Source organism: Streptosporangium sandarakinum (assembly GCF_013409935.1).
Taxonomy (GTDB): domain Bacteria; phylum Actinomycetota; class Actinomycetes; order Streptosporangiales; family Streptosporangiaceae; genus Streptosporangium; species Streptosporangium nondiastaticum.
Map to the genome: position 1 here is coordinate 1,422,842 of NZ_JACCCO010000003.1, position 18,022 is coordinate 1,440,863.

Sequence of the window (18,022 nt, forward strand, 5' to 3'; positions counted from 1 at the left end):
TGCATTAACTTCACGCCGTATGGTCTCCTCACGCCACGCAGAGAACAGGGGAGAATCCATGCGCATCGGAGTCATCGGAGCCACGGGCGGTATCGGAAGCCGCGTCGTCACCGAAGCCCTCCACCGGGGGCACCACGTCACAGCGCTCACCCGCGACGCCACCCGGATCGACGAGGAGCGGGAGAACATCGTCTGGGAGAACATCGACGTCCTCGATGCCGGGAGCATCGCCGCGGTCCTGCCCGGACTGGACGTCCTGATCAGCGGATACCAGCCCGGAAACGCCGCTGCCGACTTCGCCGACACCGTGTCGCGTTCGATCGCCGATCCCACGGTCTACGCCGCCGCCGCCCGAGCACTGCTCAAGGCGCTGGAGAGCCACCCCCGGACCCGGCTGATCGTGATCGGCGGTGCCGGCAGCCTGGAGGTCGAGCCCGGCCTCGTACGGGCGGACTCCGACGAACTCCTGCACGAGAGCCTCGACCGGGCGGGACTGCCGAGGGAGTACGCCGCCGCCGTGCGCGGGCATCGGGACGCCCTGAACGTCCTGCGCGCCTCCAACCGTTCAGTCCGGCCGAGGAGATCGCCCCCGGCCGCCGCACCGGACGGTTCCGGATCGGGGGAGACCAGCCGGTCCTCGACGCCGCCGGACGCAGCCGCATCTCCTCCGAGGACGCCGCCGTCGCACTCATCGACGAGGCGGAACTACCCCGCTTCGTCCAGCGGCGCTTCACCATCGGCTACTGAACCGGCCGGATCCGTCCGCCCTGCCCGGACAGCACGAGACCCCCGGCGCCCTCGCCGTGGGCCGGGGGTCTCGCGTCAGGTCGTCGGATCAGGCGCTCTTGCGGCGCTGGGCGCGCAGGATCGCCAAGCGCTCGTTGAGCACCTCCTCAAGGTCCTCGATCGTGCGACGCTCCAGCAGCATGTCCCAGTGCGTCCGCGGCGGCTTGGCCTTCTTGGCCTCCGGGAGCTCACCGTCCACCCGCAGGGCGTTCGCGCCGCACATGCGGCACTCCCACGTCGCCGGGATCTCGGCCTCGGCGGCGAGCGGGACGTCGAACCGATGGCCCTTCGGGCAAATGTAGGACACCTCCTGGCGCGGAGCCAGATCGGTGTTGCGGTCGTTCTCGTAGCTGGTCGCCCCGAGTCGGGTACCGCGTAGCGCACGCTCGCCCATGTCTCAATGCCTCCTGAGGGCCCCGTCGTGAGGGGTTTGTCTCCCACGGCGTACAACGCTTGATACCGTGTGTGGATTCCCACACACGAGGAGATCCAATCGCGCGTTCCTTGCCGGGTCTGCGATGCGCTTTTGGGAAGATGTCTCAGAGGCGTTCGGGCACCTGGTTGCCCGCCGCGCGGATCGCCCGGGGCAGGTTCACCGCGGCGAGCAGGACGAAACCCACCACGAAGAAAATGACCAGCGAGACGATGCCGAGCCGGTAGCTGTCGGTGAGCTGCAGCGCCAGGCCCAGGGTGAACGACCCGAGGAACGTCGAGCCCTTGTCGCTGATCTCGTACAGGCTGTAGTACTCCGCCTCCTTGCCCGCCGGGATCACGTGCGAGAACAGCGACCGCGACAGGGCCTGCGTGCCGCCCATCACGATCGCGATGGCGAAGCCGAGCGCGAAGAACGGCAGGGCCGCCCCCTTGGGCAGGAAGTAGGCCACGGCCACCACGCCGGTCCAGGCGACCAGTGCGGCCAGCACGACGCGCTTGGCGCCGTAGGAGGCGGCCAGCCGGCCGAGCAGCAGCGCGCCGCCGAAGGCGACGAACTGCACCATCAGGATCGCCCCGATCCGCACGGTCTGGCCCAGCCCGAGCTCCTTGTCGGCGTAGGTGGCCGAGAAGGAGATGACGGTCTGCACGCCGTCGTTGTAGATCAGGTAGGCCACCAGGAACGCCAGCGACAGCGGGTATCGGCGCAGCTCCACGATCGTGCGGCCGAGCTGGCGGAAGGTGCCGGTGACGGCCCGGCCCACGCTCTCGGAGCCCCGGGCGAGCGCGCGCCGGTTGCGCAGCCGCAGCATCGGGATGACGGTGAACCCGCCCCACCACAGGCCCGCCGACGCCAGCGCCAGCCGTACGGCGTCGCCCTCCGTCACGTGGAAGGCGTCGTGGTAGAGGAACAGGCCCAGATGGACGGCGAGCAGCAGGCCGCCGCCGAGGTAGCCGAAGCCCCAGCCCATGGCCGAGACCCGGTCGCGCTCGTCCGGCGCGGCGATCTCCGGCAGGAACGAGTTGTAGACGACGAACGCCGCCGAGAACGAGACGCTGGCCATCACGAACAGCGCGCCGCCCAGCAGGTAGCGGTCGCCCGACAGGAACCAGAAGCAGACGGTGGCCCCGGCGCCGAGGTAGGCGAACAGGCCCATGATCTCCCGCTTGCGGCCCGTGTGGTCGGCCAGGGCCCCGGCGACGGGCATCAGGAAGATCTGCAGAACGGCCGAGAAACCCACCACGAAGGAGTAGTAGGCGCTGGGCCGCACGTCGAACCAGAGCACGTCCACGTACGGCCGGCCCGCGGCGGCGGTCTCGGCGATCGTCGTCAGGTACGGGCCCAGGAAGACGGTCAGGACCGTGGTGGGGAAGGCGGAGTTCGCCCAGTCGTAGAAGTACCAGCCGCGTTGCTCGCGCAGGCGGTTCGGGGACGGGGAAAGGTCCTCGGTGACCTTTTCGGCGGTCATGACGGTCCTCGGTTCACTGGGGGGAGGCTGGAACTGGAAGATCGGGAAGGCCGTGGATGCCGGGCCGTTCGGACGGGTGGCCGGGACTCTCGGGTGGGCGGTGGGGGGTGTTCGGATGGGCGGCGGGCCGTTCGGACGGGCGGCCGGGGCGTTCAGACGGGCAGGCCCGCCGGGTGCCACAGGCCCCGTTCCTCCAGCACCCGGCGCAGACCGGAGATGTTGTCCGTCATCACGCCGTCCACGCCGAGATCGAGCAGGCGATCCATCTCGCCGGTGTCGTTGATGGTCCACACGTGGATCTGCATGCCCAGGGCGTGCGCGGTGCGGATCAGGGCGGGCGTGGTGACCCGCAGACCGCGGAAGCCCAGCGGGACCTGGGCGCACGGCACCCCGGCGCGGGCCAGGCGGGCCAGCAGCCGGCCGTAGCGGGTGGTGGAGGAGGCGGCGCGCAGCGACATCACGCCGAGCGGGCCGAGCGAGGAGCACACGTCGCGGCCGATCGCGGCGCGGGCCCGGGCCAGCCGCTCCTCCGAGAAGGAGGTGACACAGACCCGGTCGTAGGCGTTGGTCCGCCTGATCACCCGGGCCAGCGGCCCGATGGACGAGGTCTCCTTGACGTCGATGTTGAACCGCACCCCGGGCCAGGAGCCCAGCAGGTCCTCAAGGAGCGGGATCTCCTCGGTCCCGCCGATCCGCGCCTGCCGGACCACCCGGTAGGGCAGGTCGGAGATCCGGCCGCGCCGGTCGGTCACCCGGTCGAGGGTGTGGTCGTGGAAGGCCAGCAGCACCCCGTCGGCGGTCGCGTGGGCGTCGGTCTCCAGGTAGGTGTAGCCGAGCTCCACGGCGCGGGCGAACGCGGCGTGGCTGTTCTCCCGGCCCTCGGCCGCCCCGCCCCGATGGGCGAAGGCGAGCGGGCCGGGATGGTCGAGGAAGGCGTAACGGCGCTGCACGTGCAGGAGTATGCCGCCTGAGGGCGGGGCGCGTCACCGGGACGGGCGGTGAACGTTCGCGGTGGCCCCGGTGAAACGGCGGGCGCCCGTGGCCGCGTGCCCGCGGCGCCGGACGCCGCGGGAGCCGGCTTCGCCCGCCAGGGGGCCGGTTCCCGGACGCGCCGCGCCGGGAGCGGGGCTCAGTTCCCGGCGGGCATGCCCTTCGCGGCCCATTCCTGGCGGCGGGCCTCGGCCACCGCGATCGCGGTGGCCACCCCCACGTTGAACGAGCCCACCCGGCCGACCTGCGGGATGTAGCAGACGCCGTCGGCTGCCTCCAGCAGCGCCGGGGAGCAGCCGTGGTCCTCGCTGCCCACCACCAGGCACACGTCGCCGTCGAGCTTCGCCTCGTGCAGCGGCACCGCGTCCCCGGTCAGCTCGACCGCGATCACCCTGAAGCCGTCGTCCTTCGCGGCCCGCACCGCTTCCAGGACGGGGACCGGCTCGTCCCACGCCACCAGGCGGTCGGTGCCCAGCGCGGTCTTCTGCGCCTTGGGGTTGGTCGGGGGAGTGGCGTTGCCCGCCAGCCAGACGTGCCCCACCCCGAAGGCGGCGGCCGTACGGAAGATCGAGCCGATGTTGAACGGGCCGGTCACCGACTCCACGATCAGGGCGAGCCTCCCCTCGGTGTGCCTGCGCCAGGTGCGGTTGAGCCGCTTGACGTCCGTCTGCCGCAGCTGCCTGCGCGGATTCGCGGTCATCGTTCGTTCACCGTTCCTCGTTCGTCGTGGTTCACCCGGGCGCGCCGCGGCTCGCCGGGGTCGTTCGTCACCGGGCCGTACGGCCGGCGCCCGGGGGAGGCGGGGCCCCGCCGGGGCGGGTCTCAGCCCTTCCGGTCCGCGGGGCGGGCCTCGACCCTGAGGACCCGGTAGGAGGAGCGGGAGGCCGCGCGGGTGGCGGGCCAGCCCTGCTCGTTCAGCCAGCGCTGCAGCGAGTCGGACCCCAGGTGCTTCTGGACCACGAGGTGGGCGACGCCGTCGGGGGTGAGCCGCGACAGCCAGCGGGTCAGCATCTCGTGCATCGCGGCCTTGCCGATGCGGATGGCGGGGTTGGACCAGATGGCCCGGAACCGCACCTCCGGCGGGACCTCGTCGACATGCACTGACCTTACTTTGTCAAGGCCTGCGCTCTGGGCGTTCCTGGCGCACAGGTCGACCGACCTGCGGTTGACGTCGACGGCCCAGACGGTCGCGGCGGGCGCGCGGGAGGCCATGGTCAGGGCGATCGGGCCGTAGCCGCAGCCGAGATCCAGCAGGTCGCCCTCGGCCGGGGGAGGCGGCACGGTCTCCAGCAGGATCCGGGTGCCCTGGTCGACCCGTTCGGGGGAGAAGACCCCGCTGTCGGTCTCCATCCTCAGGTGAAGGTCGGGGAGCACGAGCGTGACCGAGCCGGGACGGCTGGCGGTCTCGGGACGCTCCTCGAAGTAATGTGCCACGTCGTAGAACGTTACCAACGCCCGGGACCGCGCCGGGGCGGCCGCGTCCCCGGGACCCGTCGCGGGCCGCCCGGAGTCCGGGGCGGGGAGCGGCCACGGCCGGGAGGCGGCCGGGTCAGGGCAGCCGCGTGCCCAGCAGCATCGAGGCCGCGGCGACCGCCATGCCGGTCAGCGCCGCCGCCACCACGAACCACTGGGTGACCTCCTGCTCGACCGTCTGGTAGCCGAGCGAGGTGCCGATCTGCTCGTAGACCTCCCGGAGCTGGCTGCCCGACTCCGCCTCGTAGGCACGGCCGCCGGTGCCCTCCGCCAGACTCTGCAGGGTCGCCTTGTTCACCGGGACGTTGACGTCGCGGCCGTCGATCGTGACGGTGCCGTCCTGCGTGCCGTAGGCGATCGTCGACACCGGCACCCGGGCGGAGGCCGCCGCCTCGACCGCCTCGGCCACCGTACGGCCGGAGGTGTTGTCGCCGTCGGACAGCAGCACGACCGCGGCGGGCGGCGGATCGGTGACCGCCTGCTGGTCGAAGGAGCGGACGGCGTCGAGCGAATTGAACACCGCCTCCCCGATCGCGGTTCCGGCCCGGGTGCTGAGGTTGCCGATGGAGGTGTTGACCGCCTGATGGTCGGTGGTGGGGGAGACCACGACCGAGGCGGAGCGGGCGAAGGCGACCACCCCGACGTTGAACCGCTCGGGCAGGTCCCTGACGAACTTCTGCGCGGCCTGCTTGGCGGCGGTGATCCGGCTGGGTGCGACGTCGCCCGCCTCCATCGACAGCGAGACGTCCAGCGCGATGATGATGGTGGCACGGTCGCGCGGGACCCGCACCGAGTCGGCCGGCCGGGCCGCGCCCAGGACCAGCAGGGACATCATCAGCAGGAACAGCGTGGGGGCGACGTGCCGTCGCCAGCCGGGCCCGGCCGGCGCCACCAGCGCCAGCAGCGGCAGGTTGGTGAAGCGCACGGCGTGACGCCGGCGGGCGAACTGGGCGGCCACGTAGCCCGCCACGACCAGCGCCAGCGCGGCGAACAGCCACAGCCAGGCCGGAGAGAGGAAGGTCACCGTGCCACTCCTGACGTCGGATGCCGGTGCGCCAGGTGCGCCGTGCGCCGCTGCCGCAGGACGAACTGGGCGATGTCGAAGATCCAGTCGCGGTCGGTCCGCAGCACCAGGTGCGCCACTCCGCAGCGGCGCAGCGACGCGCGGGTCGCCGCGCGCTGGGCGGCGGCCGCCTCGGCGTAGGCCGCCCGCAGCCTGCCGGTGAGCCGGACCTCGCGGGTCCGCCCGGTCTCGGGATCGACGAGGCTCACCAGCCCCACCCCGGGCAGCTCCAGCTCACGCGGGTCGATCACCTCGACGGCCAGCACCTGGTGGCGGGCGGCCAGCCGGCGCATCGGCCGCTCCCAGGGCGGCTCCAGACGCGGATCGAGGACGGGTTCGGCGCCCAGGAAGTCGGAGACGATCACTCGCAGCCCGCGGCGGCGCCGTACCGAGGCGAGCACCTCGACCGCCTCGGCCAGGTCGGGGGCGTCGGCGACGGGGCGGCCCCGGGGGGCCTCCGCCAGCGAGTGCAGCAGCCCATAGAGGGCGGGACGGCCGCTCCTGGCGGGCATCCGGTGGATGTGCTCGTCGTGCAGGACGTAGGCGCCGAAGCGGTCGCCGATCCGCCCGGCCAGGAAGCCGATCGCGCCGATCGCGGCGACCACGAGGTCGCGTTTCTCCATGACGGCGGTGCCGAAGTCCATGCTGGGCGACAGGTCGGCCAGCGCCCAGGTCTCCAGCTCCCGGTCGGCGATCAGGTCCCGCACATGCGGGACGCCCGTGCGGGCGGTCACCGCCCAGTCCATGCGGCGGATGTCGTCCTCACCGGGGACGTAGACGCGGCTGTCACCGGCCTCGCTGCCCGGACCCGGGATGAGCCCCTCGTAGGAACCGTGCAGCAACCCGTCCAACCGCCGGACGATCGTCAACTCCAATCGCCGCAGAGCCTGTTCTGTGTTCATGGCGACGCTGCGCGTCGCGGCTCGGGGGCTGGAGCCCGGTGTCTTCCCTCGTCGTTCACTCGCTGCGCTCCCTGTTCATGGCGACACTTCGTGTCGCGGCTCGGGGGCTCATGTCCGGTGTCTTCCCTCGTCACTCCGTCGCTCCGCTCCTGCGTTCCTCGGTCCAGACACCGGCGCCCCCTCGCTGTGTTCATGGCGACACTTCGTGTCGCGGCTCGGGGGCTCTTGCCCGGTGTCTTCCCTCGTCACTTCGTCGCTGCGCTCCTGCGTTCCTCGGTCCAGACACCGGCGCCCCCTCGCGGCTCTCCTCGGTCCGGACACCGGCGCCCCCTCGCGGTCATCGGGCGGGTTGGTTCCAGACGACCAGGGGTGGGGGGACGGCGGCGAGGATGCGTCTGACGACGTCGTCGGGGTCCACGCCGTCGGCGAGGGCGTCGAAGGTGAGCATCAGCCGGTGGGACATCACGTCCACGGCCACGTCGCGGATGTCGTCGGGCAGCAGGTAGTCGCGGCCCCGGAGCAGGGCCAGGCCGCGTCCGGCGGCGACCAGGCCGAGGGTGGCGCGGGGACTGACGCCGACCTCGACGCTCTCCGCCAGGTCGGCCAGGCCGTACTCGGCGGGTGAGCGGGTGGCCATGACCAGCCGGACGACGTAGTCGGCGACGAGCTGGTGCACCGAGACCCGGTCGGCCATGGCCTGCAGCCCCATCAGCCGCCCGGGGTCCAGCACCGCCTTGGGGGCGGGCGGGGTGACGCTCATGCGGTGCAGGATCTCCAGCTCCTCCTGGGCGCTGGGATGGGAGACACGGATCTTGAAGAGGAACCGGTCGCGCTGGACCTCCGGGAGCTGGTAGACGCCCTCGGACTCGATCGGGTTCTGGGTGGCGAGCACGATGAAGGGCCGCGGCAGGGGATGCGTCCGGCCGGCGAGGGTGACCTGCCGCTCGGCCATGACCTCCAGCAGCGCGGACTGCACCTTAGCGGGGGCGCGGTTGATCTCGTCGGCGAGCAGGAAGTTGACGAACACCGGGCCGAGCTCGATGTCGAAGGACTCCCGTGACGGGTGGTAGACGCGCGTCCCGACGATGTCGCTGGGCACCAGGTCAGGGGTGAACTGGATGCGCGCGAAGTCACCGCCCACCACGGTGGCCAGCGTCGAGGCGGCCAGGGTCTTGGCGACGCCCGGCACGCCCTCCAGCAGGCAGTGCCCGCGGGCGAGGAGCGCGACCAGCAGTCGCTCCACCATGTGCTCCTGACCCACGATGACCCGCCGCACCTCGGCGAGGGCCTCGCGCAGCAGTCCGGTGTCGATCTCGCGCGGCAGTTCTTCGGCGACGGTCATGGTGACATTCCACCAAATGAAAACCCGCGCCGCACGGCTGGGCGGGGGTATTTCCCCCGGTCTCCGCGTGGCCCGCCGCCCGCGGCTCGCGCGGGCCGCGTGCGGCGGCGGGCGTGTGCTTTCATGGCAGTCGTGGCCAGTCCGCTCCAGTACGGTGATCCGCCCCATCTCGGGCCCTTCGTCCTTCGAGCCCGCCTGTGGGCGGGGCCGGCCGGGCTCGTCTACCTCGGGCAGGCCCCCGACGGCAGGGCGGTCTCGGTCGCGGTGCTGACCCGGGGAGCGGCGCTGGATCCGGCGGCCCGTGACAGGTTCGTCGCCGCGATCCGCGAGGCCGCGTCCGGTCGTTCGGTCGTGCGGGGGTGGGTGGTCAGGGCCACCAGGGGCAGGACCGCGCTCGCCGCCGACGCGCCGCCGGTGCTCGGGATGAACGGCGGGAGCGCACCGTGGGTGGCCACGCCGTACGAGCCGTCCCGGGCGGGCGCCGAGCGGTTCCTGGAGCCGGTGCTGGTGCGCGGCATGCTGATCGGTGAGCGGCACGGCCCGGACTTCGCGCCGTACTGGGTGAGCGACCGCGTGCCCGCGCTTCCCGGCCCGCCGAAGCCCGCCCCGCCGCCGACCGAGCCCCGCCGGTCGGTGGTCCTGGCCGGGGTGGTGCTGACCGTTCTGCTGGTGATGACGGTGGTGATGGCGTGGCTGCTGCTGCGCGCCGAGGGCGAGGCGCAGACGCCGCGCAGGCCGCTGCCGGCGACGGTGTTCGTGCCGACCCCGCCGCCGGTCCCGGGCACCCCGGACCCCAACCGGCCCACCGTGTCGCCGTCGCCGTCCCCCTCGCAGAGCGGTACGGGGACCCCGGGCCCCCGGGAGGGCGACGAGGACGACGGCGCCCCCATCTGAGAACACAGCGAGGGGCCACCGGTGCCTGGACCGATGAGAGCCGCGAGGGGGCGCCGGTGTCTGGACTGAGGAACGCAGTCGCGGAGCGGCGGAGTGACGAGGGAAGGCGCCGGGCTTGAGCCCCCGAGCCGCGACGCGCAGCGTCGCCATGAGCCCGTGAGGGGGCGCCGGTGTCTGGACTGAGGAGAGAGCGAGCGTAGCGAGTGAACGACGAGGGAAGGCGCCGGGTCTGAGCCCCCGAGCCGCGACGCGCAGCGTCGCCATGAGCAGGGTAGGGAAACCGCCGTGACCGAACTTCGCCAGAGCAATCCCGCGGAACCAGGCATCGTACGGCGGCGCAGGGGCCGCGGGTTCAGCTACCACTATTCCGACGGCAGGCCCGTGCGCGACCGCCTTACCCTCGACCGGATCCGGGCGCTGGTGCTCCCGCCCGCCTGGACCGACGTGTGGATCTGCCGATGGTCCGACGGGCACATCCAGGCGGTGGGCACCGACACCGCGGGGCGCCGCCAGTACCGCTACCACGACGACTGGCGCAGGGAGCAGGACCGGCTGAAGTTCGACCGGGTGCTGGAGATGGCCGAGCGGCTGCCCAAGTTCCGTGAGCGGGTCGCCGAGCATCTGGGGCAGCGGGGGCTGACGCGTGAGCGGGTGATGGCGGCCGCGGCCCGGATGCTCGACATCGGCTTCTTCCGGGTCGGCGGGGAGGCGTACGAGTCGTTCGGGCTGGCCACGCTCCGGATGGAGCACGCCACCTGCTCGGCGGGCCACGTCGTCTGTTCCTACCCGGCCAAGGGCGGCAAGCAGCGGGAGGTGGAGATCATGGACGCGGACGTGTGCAAGGTGGTCACCGCCCTGCACCGGGCCGCGGAGGAGGGGGAGTTGCTGCGCTACCGGGACGGTTCCCGCTGGGTGGACGTGCGCAGCGACGACATTAACGCCTACCTGCGCGAGACGCTGGAGACCGAGGTGTCGGCGAAGGACTTCCGTACCTGGCACGGGACGGTCCTGGCCGCCGTGGGCCTGGCGGTCTCCGCCCGCGCCCGGTCCAGGACCGGCCGGAGGCGGGCGATCAGCCGGGTGGTGAACGAGGTGGCGGGCTACCTGGGCAACACCCCGGCCGTCGCCCGCGTCTCGTACATCGACCCGCGTGTCATCGAGGCCTACGAGAGGGGCCGGACCATCGGGCCCGCGCTCGGAAAGCTCGGCGCCGACGCCGCTTTCGGGCAGCTGGCCACGCACGGTGGCGTGGAGCAGGCGGTGATCTCCCTGCTGCGGGACTCGGCCCGGGAGGGCTCCCGGGGAAAGGCGCGGCGCGGGGGCGGCCGGCGCAGGGGCCGCGTGAAAACCGAGGGTCGCGCGAAGGTCGGGGCCGTGTGAAAGCCGAAGGACACATGAAGCCCGAAGGACGCGTGAAGGCCACAAGGACGCGTGAAGCCCGAAGGACGCGTGAAGGCCGAGAGTCACGTGAAGGCCGGGGTCGCATGAAAGGCGGTGACGCGGGCAGGGAGCCGGTGAACGAGGGAGAGAGGTGATTCCGATGCCGGCACGGAAGGAAATGCCGTCCACCATCCAGCGTTCTCCCAAGAAGGCGCAGGAGACCTGGAGCAAGGCCCATGACTCGGCGGTGGAGACCTACGGTGAGGGGGAGCGGGCGCATCGTACGGCGTTCGCGGCGCTGAAGCACTCCTTCGAGAAGGTCGGCGACCACTGGGAGGAGAAGTCCCGCAAGGGGCCCTCCGACTCCCAGGCGGCCAAGAGCACTCCGAAGCGCGGCAAGACCGCCGAGGGGGTCGACGCCAAGGCGTCCAAGCAGCACCTGTACGAGGTCGCCAAGCGCCTGGATGTGCCCGGACGCTCCTCGATGAGCAAGGAGGAGCTGGTGGACGCGATCAAGAAGGCCAATCGGAGGGCCACGGCGAAGTCCCGCTGAGGGAATCGGATGCCCGCGTGACGGCCGCGTACCGTTCACGCGGGTCTCCATGTTACGGAGATTCTTTTCCTTCCCCGCTATAAATCACACACCGCCGGATATGGGGACCTCGTGTGCCGACAGGCTCGGTACGCCGAAGTGATCGCGACACGGAAGGGAATGACGTCATGACGGACGTGTCGAGCATGGGGTCGCAGCCGGGTGATGAGCGCCCGACGCTGACGAATCGGCAGGGACACCCGGTCTATGACAACCAGAATCAGCGCACGATCGGCGCGCGGGGCCCGGCGACCCTGGAGAACTACCAGTTCCTGGAGAAGATCAGCCACTTCGACCGGGAGCGCATCCCGGAGCGGGTGGTGCACGCCCGGGGGACGACCGCCTACGGCTTCTTCGAGGCGTACGGCAAGCTGGGTGACGAGCCGATCAGCCGGTTCACCAGGGCGAAGCTCTTCCAGGAGGCGGGCAAGCGCACCGACGTCGCCGTGCGTTTCTCCACGGTGATCGGCGGTCGCGACTCCTCGGAGGCGGCGCGCGACCCGCGCGGGTTCGCGGTGAAGTTCTACACCGAGGACGGCAACTGGGACCTCGTCGGCAACAACCTGGCCGTCTTCTTCATCCGGGACGCCATCAAGTTCCCCGACGTGATCCACGCGCTCAAGCCGGACCCGGTGACGTTCCGGCAGGAGCCCAACCGGATCTTCGACTTCATGTCGCAGACGCCGGAGTGCATGCACATGCTGGTGAACCTGTTCAGCCCGCGGGGCATCCCGGCCGACTACCGGCACATGCAGGGCTTCGGGGTCAACACCTACAAGTGGGTCAACGCCGAGGGTGTGACGCACCTGGTGAAGTATCACTGGATGCCCAAGCAGGGCGTGCGGAGCATGACGGTGGCGGACGCGGCGGCCGTGCAGGCCAAGGAACTGGGCCACGCCACCAAGGACCTGCGCGACTCCATCGACCGCGGTGAGTTCCCCGAGTGGGAGCTGCTGGTGCAGATCATGTCGGACGACGAGCATCCCGAGCTGGACTTCGACCCGCTGGACGACACCAAGGTCTGGCCGGAGAACGAGTTCCCGGCGCTGCCGGTCGGCCGGATGGTCCTCAACCGCAGTGTGCAGAACAACTTCGCCGAGAACGAGCAGATCTCCTTCGGTACCGGCGTGCTGGTCGACGGGCTCGACTTCTCCGACGACAAGATGCTGGTCGGCCGGACGTTCTCCTACAGCGACACCCAGCGCTACCGGGTTGGGCCGAACTACCTGCAGCTGCCGGTGAACCAGGCGAAGAACGCCAAGGTGCGGACCAACCAGCGAGACGGCCAGATGACCTACTACGTCGACGGCGAGGGGGAGAACCCGCACGTCAACTACGAGCCGTCCATCACCGGCGGGCTGCGTGAGGCGCAGTACCCGACCCGCGACGAGCAGGGGCCGGTCGTCTCCGGGCGGCTGACCCGCAAGCGCATCCCGCGGACCAACGACTACACCCAGGCCGGTCAGCGCTACGCGCTGATGGAGCAGTGGGAGCGCGACGACCTGGTGCTGAACTTCGTCACCTTGCTGTCGCAGGCCGAGCGTCCCATCCAGGAGCGCATGGTCTGGCACTTCCTGATGGTCGACGACGACCTGGGCCTGCGCGTCGGCGAGGGGCTGGGCATCGGGCCGGAGGACGTCGCCCACCTGGAGCCGCTGGCGACCCAGAACCTGAGCGAGGAGGAGCTGGGCCGGCTGTCCAACCTGGGCAAGAACGGGCCGCGTGACGTGAGCGGCCTGAAGATGACGCACGGCGTGCCCAACGAGCGGGCGCGGATGGCCGAGACGGCCTGACGGCCGCCGGATTCGGCGCCCGGACGCGGAGTCCGGGCGCCGGTTTTCGCGGGTTCTACGGGGTTCTACGGCGTTTGCCGCCATTGCGCCGGGGCAGTCGATCACGGTGCCCGAAGCCCCCCATCTCCAGAGGTTCGTGCCTCCCGCCCAGGACCTGCGGGTCCGCTGGCGGCTGTCAGCGACGGAGTTCCTGTTCACACCGCTGCTGATGGTGCTCGGGTTCGTCGGGCTGGCCGCGGTGTCCGTCTTCGCCGACATCGCCCTGTCGAGGTCGCACGGGGCCGTGCACGACCTCTTCCTCCGGCTGTTCCCGCACGCCAACCTGCTCAGGATGCTGAGCGTGATCGCCTCCGGTCTGGTGACGGTGACCACGCTCACGCTGTCGGCGCTGCTGGTGGCGATCTCCCACACGTCCACCTCGGTCGCGCCGGTGGTCTTCGACCAGTTCCTGCGGCGCAGGGCCAACCAGGCGTACTTCGGCTACTTCGCGGGCTGTGCGACCTTCACCTATCTCGTGATGGCCGTCTCGCGCCCGGAGTGGATCGGGGTGGGGGCGATGCTGGCGGTCGTACTGGCCGCCGGGGCGCTGGTCCTGCTGGTGTTCATGGGCTACGGCGTGATCGACCAGATGCGGCCCACCTCCGTGGTGCGTTCGATCCAGGACCTCGCCATCCGGGCCAGGCTGCGCCAGATGCCGCTGGTGGCCCGCTCCCGCCGCAGGCGGACGCTGGACGGCGAGCCGACCTCGGTGACCACCCGCGAGACGGGGTACGTGATCGACATCAGCACGGCCCGCCTGCAGGACCTGCTGCGCGGCACCGGGGAGGAGATCGAGGTGGAGTTCCGGGTGCGGATCGGCGACCTGCTCGCCTACGGCGACATCGTCGCCCACATCCGGGGCGGGGACGCCGGCCGCCGTGCCCACGTCGCCGGCAACATCCTGTCCTGCGTCATGATCGACCGGTCCCGCAACGCCGGCGTCGACCCCGACCACGCCGTCGAGCAGCTCGGCCACGTCGCCTGGGCCGCCAATTCCACCCGGCAGAACCCCGACGTGGCGGTGGCGGCGATCGGGGCCCTGCGCGACCTGTCGGCCCGGTGGGCGGCGGCGGGCGTGCCCGACGCCGAGCTGTACGGCGGGCCGTTGCCGGTGGTCTACGAGGACGTGGCGCAGCGGCGGATCGTCACCGCGCTGGTGGACCTGGTGGTGGTGAGCACCTCCTCCCGGCAGCACCAGACGTGCGCCGCGGCGCTGTCCACCCTCGCCGACATCCTGCCGCAGCTGGAGGGCCGGGACCGCGACGTGGCGGTCAGGAGCCTGCAACGGGCGCTGCCCGCGACGCTGTCGCACGTGGCGAGTGTGGAGATGGGGCACGGCCTGGCCAAGCTGCGGGCCACGCTGGACGAGATCGGCCGGGAGGACCTGGCCGACGAGGTGCGGGAGATGGGCCCGCGCCTGGCTCGGGAGAGCGGCCTCGGGGAGGAGGGGGACATGCTCGACTCCCTCGACGACTCGACGCCGACCGGCCCGCTGTCCTTCCGGTTCCGCTGAGCGGCGGGGCGTGAGCGGCGGGGCAGGGAAACAGCTGGCAAAGTAACGCGATTTTTCGCCTTAAAAGGTATGAATGTATCTCCCGTGGGCACGCGAGCCAGAAGCCAAGTTGCGAATCATCACGCCTTTCATCTTCATTGGATCGCCTATGTCTGGACAGGGCAACGTCGTGCCCATCATCCACTGGTCCCGCAGTTCCCTGTGCCTGGAGGAGGATCCGGAGCTCTTCTTCCCCGTCTCTTTCGAAGGCCCCGGCCGGGAGCAGTGCGAGCAGGCCAAAGCCGTCTGCAACCGCTGTCCGGTCAAGCGGCGCTGCCTGGACTACGCCCTGAACACCCAGCAGATGTACGGGGTCTGGGGCGGCACCACCCCTGACGAGCGCAGGGCGCTCATGGCGGTGGTGCGCCGCAAGGCCAGGGCGAAGGCCGAGGCGGTCACCCGGAGCTGACCCGCGCCCCCGGCCGGTCCGCCCCGGCGGGTCCGCCGCCTTGGGCGGGGTCGCCCTCCCGCCGTCCCCGCTTCACGGATGGGATCATCCGTACGCCGGGCGGGGCTCCCTCAGGCCGCCCCGCCACCTGAACCGTTCCGGCCGGTGAGCTCGGCCAGCCGTGCCGCGTTGCGCTGCGAGCCGTCACCCCAGTAGTTGTTGAAGATCACATGAGTGGCGGCGGCCTCGGCGGACAGCAGCCGGACGTTCTCCGCCCACCGCGCCAGCTCCTCCTCGGAGTACAGGTAGGCGAAGCGCTCCTCCTTCGTCCCACCCACCCACCGGTCGGAGTGGCCGTGCAGGCGGACCACCGCCAGGTCGCCGGCGGTCACGGCCAGCACCGGCGGGACCGACGACGGATGCCCCTGGGGCATGTCGACGCAGACGTAGGGGATCTCGTGCGAGGCGAGGAACTCCAGGGTCTCCTCGCGGTTGCGCTCCGGCTCCATCCAGGTCCGGTTGCGGAACTCCACGCAGACGCGCATCGGACGGCAGCGCCGTACGCAGTCGAGGATGTAGCGCCGCTGGGCCGCCCCGATGGCGAACCACGGGGGGAACTGGAACAGGACCGCCCCCAGCTTGCCCGCCTCCTGCAGCGGCGCCAGCGCCGACAGGAACCGCTGCCAGACCTCCTCGGTGATCTCCGGGCCGACGTCGCGCAGGTAGAGGTTGCGCTTGGCCGTGCCGACGCGGTCGCGCAGGTCGGCGTAGAGGGACCGGGGCGGGGTGGGGTGGTCGGTCAGCAGCGAGAACGCCTTGATGTTGAAGGTGAAGTCCGGCGGCGTCCGGTCCCGCCAGGCCTCCACCGTGCGCTGGGCGGGCGGGTGGTAGTAGGTGGCGTCCACCTCGACGATCGGGAACTGCGAGGCGTAGTAGGCCAGCCGCTCGGCCGGGGTGGAGACGTCCGCGGGATACCAGCCCGACTCCAGCAGCGACCGGTCGGTCCAGGAGGCCGTGCCGACCAGGATCCGGCCCGCCCTGGGCCGCAGGGCGGCGGGCGGCGGGGCGGTGTGCGGGAAGGAGGGCGGTGTCGTCATGCCCGCATCCCTGCCCCGCGGCGCGGCTCCGTCACCCGTCGCGGCGACCCCATCGGACGCCTTCCCCCACCGTGGCCGCGGCGGCCGGCCCGGCGCCCGGGACACCGGGCCGGGCCGTCCGGCGGGGACGGGACGCCGCGGTCACGGCCGCTTGCCGACCCCGGTGCTCAGCTCGCCGGTCCGCGCCGGGCCGCCGGTCTCCGTCGACAGCGGCGGCGTCGCCATGCCCTCGACGCCCCGCAGGCCCTCGAACAGCTCCCGCAGCGCGTCGACCGCCGTGTGGCGGGGCTGCCAGCCCAGCTCGGTACGGGCCCGGGTGACGTCCATGACCGGCATCTTCAGCACCATGTCCACCAGGGCGGGCGAGGCGGGGATCAGCCGCGCGTACCAGGCGGCCGCCGCGGTCCCCCTGAGCACCCAGTCGGGCACCGGCAGCAGCCGGGCGCCCAGCAGCTCGGCCAGCGTCGACGGCTCGACGACCGGCTCGGCGGCGAGGTTGAAGGCCCCCGACACCGGCCGGGTGACCGCGAGCCGGAACGCCTCGCCGGCGTCCTCGCCGTGCACCGCCTGGAACCTCAGGCCCGGGTTGTCCGGGACGAAGGGGATCAGGCCGGGCCGTACGAGCCGCTGGGGGATGAACGGCCCGCCGAACAGCCGCCGCTGCTCGGTCGCCGCCTCCCGCTTGAAGACGAAGCCCGGCCGCATCCGCACCACCCGGGTGCCTGGATGGTCCCGTTCGAAGGTGTCGAGCACCCGCTCCACGTAGGCCTTCTCCCGGCCGTAGGCGGCGCCGGGCCAGCCGTTGGTGGGCCAGTCCTCGCCGACCGGCCGGTTCTTCGGGCCGGGGGAGTAGGCGCCCACCGAGGAGGAGTAGACCAGGGCGGGGACCTCCTGCCGGGCGGCCGCCTCGAACACCCGGATGCTGCCCAGCACGTTGGACCGCCAGGTCGTCACCGGGTCCCGGGTGGGCTGGAACAGCCACGCCAGGTGCACCACGGCGTCCGCTCCCGCCAGGTGCGTGTCCAGGTCGCCGGTGGAGACGTCCACCGAACGCCATGTCGTCTTGTCGGGACTCCAGTCCGGGATCCTCCGGGCCAGGCCGACGATGGATGTGACTTCGGGATCGGCCGCCAGGGCGGACACCGTGCTGGTGCCCACGTTCCCGGTGGCGCCGACGACTACTACGCGCATATGTACGGGAATGCCCCGGCCTGCGCGGTCGAACCCGTACCGGGTGATGGCTTTGCCGTATGCGGCAGGGCGGCAGAGTTCCGCCGCCCGGAGCCCCGGCACGCGGCGGGCGGGTGGCGCTTCCCGGCCGGGGGACGGTGTTCTCCGATCGGGGGAGGGCGCTTTCCGATCGGAAGGGTTGTGCTTCCCGGCCGGGCGGGTGGTGCTTTCCGATCGGAGGGGTGGTGCTTTCCGGCCGGGCGGGTGGTGCTTTCCGATCGGAGGGGTGGTGCTTTCCGGCCGGGGGAGGGCGGCGCGGGATCTTCGGGCGGTGATGTGTCAGCCTGGGAGCATGGCGACAGCACGGTGGAACGGCGAGATCATCGCGCGGAGCGACGACACCCGGGTCGTGGAGGGCAACCACTACTTCCCGATCGAGTCGGTGTTCCCGCAGTACCTGAGGCCGTCGGAGACGACCACGGTCTGCCCCTGGAAGGGCACGGCGAACTACTACACGCTGGAGGTGGACGGAAAGCAGAACCCCGACGCGGCGTGGTTCTACGCCGAGCCCAAGCCTGAGGCGGCCCAGATCAAGGATCGGGTGGCCTTCTGGAGAGGCGTGGAGGTCACCGACTGAGGCCGGGCCGTCCGGTTCTCCCG

17 protein-coding genes and 1 pseudogene are annotated in these 18,022 nt (G+C 71.7%); 8 read left to right on the top strand and 10 right to left on the bottom strand.

Annotated features, from left to right (window positions below; all coding sequences use genetic code 11):
* Positions 1–58: 58 nt before the first annotated feature.
* Positions 59–499 (top strand): annotated as a pseudogene (locus HDA43_RS36805) (NAD(P)-dependent oxidoreductase); the annotation flags it as partial.
* A gap of 336 nt (positions 500–835) precedes the next feature.
* Here HDA43_RS36805 and HDA43_RS32595 read toward each other — a convergent pair.
* From HDA43_RS32595 to HDA43_RS32630, 8 genes are all read right to left on the bottom strand, one after another.
* Positions 836–1,180, bottom strand: a complete 345-nt coding sequence (locus HDA43_RS32595) for an RNA polymerase-binding protein RbpA (RefSeq protein WP_179828419.1) — start codon at positions 1,178–1,180, stop codon at positions 836–838.
* A gap of 145 nt (positions 1,181–1,325) precedes the next feature.
* On the bottom strand, positions 1,326–2,687 hold the full coding sequence (locus tag HDA43_RS32600; protein ID WP_179828421.1) for an MFS transporter: 1,362 nt from the start codon (positions 2,685–2,687) through the stop codon (positions 1,326–1,328).
* A gap of 152 nt (positions 2,688–2,839) precedes the next feature.
* Positions 2,840–3,637 (bottom strand): glycerophosphodiester phosphodiesterase family protein, encoded by a 798-nt coding sequence (locus HDA43_RS32605; protein WP_179828423.1) that lies wholly within the window; start codon positions 3,635–3,637, stop codon positions 2,840–2,842.
* A 179-nt stretch (positions 3,638–3,816) separates the two neighbouring features.
* Positions 3,817–4,377 (bottom strand): RNA methyltransferase, encoded by a 561-nt coding sequence (locus tag HDA43_RS32610; protein ID WP_179828425.1) that lies wholly within the window; start codon positions 4,375–4,377, stop codon positions 3,817–3,819.
* Between the two features lie 122 nt (positions 4,378–4,499).
* Positions 4,500–5,111: a class I SAM-dependent methyltransferase gene (locus tag HDA43_RS32615; RefSeq protein WP_179828427.1), complete on the bottom strand. Its 612-nt coding sequence runs from the start codon at positions 5,109–5,111 to the stop codon at positions 4,500–4,502.
* 115 nt (positions 5,112–5,226) lie between these two features.
* On the bottom strand, positions 5,227–6,174 hold the full coding sequence (locus HDA43_RS32620; RefSeq protein ID WP_179828429.1) for a VWA domain-containing protein: 948 nt from the start codon (positions 6,172–6,174) through the stop codon (positions 5,227–5,229).
* Positions 6,171–7,115 (bottom strand): DUF58 domain-containing protein, encoded by a 945-nt coding sequence (locus tag HDA43_RS32625; RefSeq protein WP_179828431.1) that lies wholly within the window; start codon positions 7,113–7,115, stop codon positions 6,171–6,173. Before HDA43_RS32625 ends, HDA43_RS32620 begins: the two co-directional genes overlap by 4 nt.
* A 337-nt stretch (positions 7,116–7,452) precedes the next feature.
* Positions 7,453–8,457, bottom strand: a complete 1,005-nt coding sequence (locus HDA43_RS32630; RefSeq protein WP_179828433.1) for an AAA family ATPase — start codon at positions 8,455–8,457, stop codon at positions 7,453–7,455.
* A 123-nt stretch (positions 8,458–8,580) separates the two neighbouring features.
* Between HDA43_RS32630 and HDA43_RS32635 the strand changes: the two genes are divergently transcribed.
* The 6 genes from HDA43_RS32635 (at position 8,581) to HDA43_RS32660 (ending at position 15,116) form a co-directional block, all read left to right on the top strand.
* The gene (locus tag HDA43_RS32635; RefSeq protein ID WP_179828435.1) at positions 8,581–9,351 is read left to right on the top strand and encodes a hypothetical protein; all 771 of its coding nucleotides are present in this window, start codon (positions 8,581–8,583) and stop codon (positions 9,349–9,351) included.
* Between the two features lie 285 nt (positions 9,352–9,636).
* Positions 9,637–10,731: a DNA topoisomerase IB gene (locus HDA43_RS32640; protein ID WP_179828437.1), complete on the top strand. Its 1,095-nt coding sequence runs from the start codon at positions 9,637–9,639 to the stop codon at positions 10,729–10,731.
* Between the two features lie 160 nt (positions 10,732–10,891).
* The gene (locus tag HDA43_RS32645; protein WP_179828439.1) at positions 10,892–11,284 is read left to right on the top strand and encodes a ChaB family protein; all 393 of its coding nucleotides are present in this window, start codon (positions 10,892–10,894) and stop codon (positions 11,282–11,284) included.
* 167 nt (positions 11,285–11,451) lie between these two features.
* Positions 11,452–13,116, top strand: a complete 1,665-nt coding sequence (locus HDA43_RS32650; RefSeq protein WP_179828440.1) for a catalase — start codon at positions 11,452–11,454, stop codon at positions 13,114–13,116.
* Positions 13,117–13,252: 136 nt separating this feature from the next.
* Entirely contained in the window at positions 13,253–14,668 is a 1,416-nt protein-coding gene (locus HDA43_RS32655) for a DUF2254 family protein (protein WP_179828443.1), read from the top strand.
* A 148-nt stretch (positions 14,669–14,816) separates the two neighbouring features.
* Positions 14,817–15,116, top strand: a complete 300-nt coding sequence (locus HDA43_RS32660) for a WhiB family transcriptional regulator (RefSeq protein ID WP_179828444.1) — start codon at positions 14,817–14,819, stop codon at positions 15,114–15,116.
* A gap of 110 nt (positions 15,117–15,226) precedes the next feature.
* On the opposite strand, the gene HDA43_RS32665 is transcribed toward HDA43_RS32660, so the two are convergent.
* On the bottom strand, positions 15,227–16,192 hold the full coding sequence (locus HDA43_RS32665) for a DUF72 domain-containing protein (protein WP_179828447.1): 966 nt from the start codon (positions 16,190–16,192) through the stop codon (positions 15,227–15,229).
* 141 nt (positions 16,193–16,333) lie between these two features.
* Entirely contained in the window at positions 16,334–17,383 is a 1,050-nt protein-coding gene (locus HDA43_RS32670) for an NAD-dependent epimerase/dehydratase family protein (RefSeq protein ID WP_179828449.1), read from the bottom strand.
* 331 nt (positions 17,384–17,714) lie between these two features.
* Between HDA43_RS32670 and HDA43_RS32675 the strand changes: the two genes are divergently transcribed.
* Positions 17,715–17,999 (top strand): DUF427 domain-containing protein, encoded by a 285-nt coding sequence (locus HDA43_RS32675; protein ID WP_179828451.1) that lies wholly within the window; start codon positions 17,715–17,717, stop codon positions 17,997–17,999.
* The last annotated feature ends 23 nt before the right edge of the window (positions 18,000–18,022 follow it).

Coding starts and splice junctions, on each gene's coding strand:
- HDA43_RS32650 (WP_179828440.1), top strand. CDS start 11,452: ATGACGGACGTGTCGAGCATGGGGTCGCAGCCGGGTGATGAGCGCCCG.
- HDA43_RS32630 (WP_179828433.1), bottom strand. CDS start 8,457: ATGACCGTCGCCGAAGAACTGCCGCGCGAGATCGACACCGGACTGCTG.
- HDA43_RS32610 (WP_179828425.1), bottom strand. CDS start 4,377: ATGACCGCGAATCCGCGCAGGCAGCTGCGGCAGACGGACGTCAAGCGG.
- HDA43_RS32675 (WP_179828451.1), top strand. CDS start 17,715: ATGGCGACAGCACGGTGGAACGGCGAGATCATCGCGCGGAGCGACGAC.
- HDA43_RS32600 (WP_179828421.1), bottom strand. CDS start 2,687: ATGACCGCCGAAAAGGTCACCGAGGACCTTTCCCCGTCCCCGAACCGC.
- HDA43_RS32625 (WP_179828431.1), bottom strand. CDS start 7,115: ATGAACACAGAACAGGCTCTGCGGCGATTGGAGTTGACGATCGTCCGG.
- HDA43_RS32670 (WP_179828449.1), bottom strand. CDS start 17,383: ATGCGCGTAGTAGTCGTCGGCGCCACCGGGAACGTGGGCACCAGCACG.
- HDA43_RS32595 (WP_179828419.1), bottom strand. CDS start 1,180: ATGGGCGAGCGTGCGCTACGCGGTACCCGACTCGGGGCGACCAGCTAC.
- HDA43_RS32660 (WP_179828444.1), top strand. CDS start 14,817: ATGTCTGGACAGGGCAACGTCGTGCCCATCATCCACTGGTCCCGCAGT.
- HDA43_RS32635 (WP_179828435.1), top strand. CDS start 8,581: ATGGCAGTCGTGGCCAGTCCGCTCCAGTACGGTGATCCGCCCCATCTC.
- HDA43_RS32665 (WP_179828447.1), bottom strand. CDS start 16,192: ATGACGACACCGCCCTCCTTCCCGCACACCGCCCCGCCGCCCGCCGCC.
- HDA43_RS32645 (WP_179828439.1), top strand. CDS start 10,892: ATGCCGGCACGGAAGGAAATGCCGTCCACCATCCAGCGTTCTCCCAAG.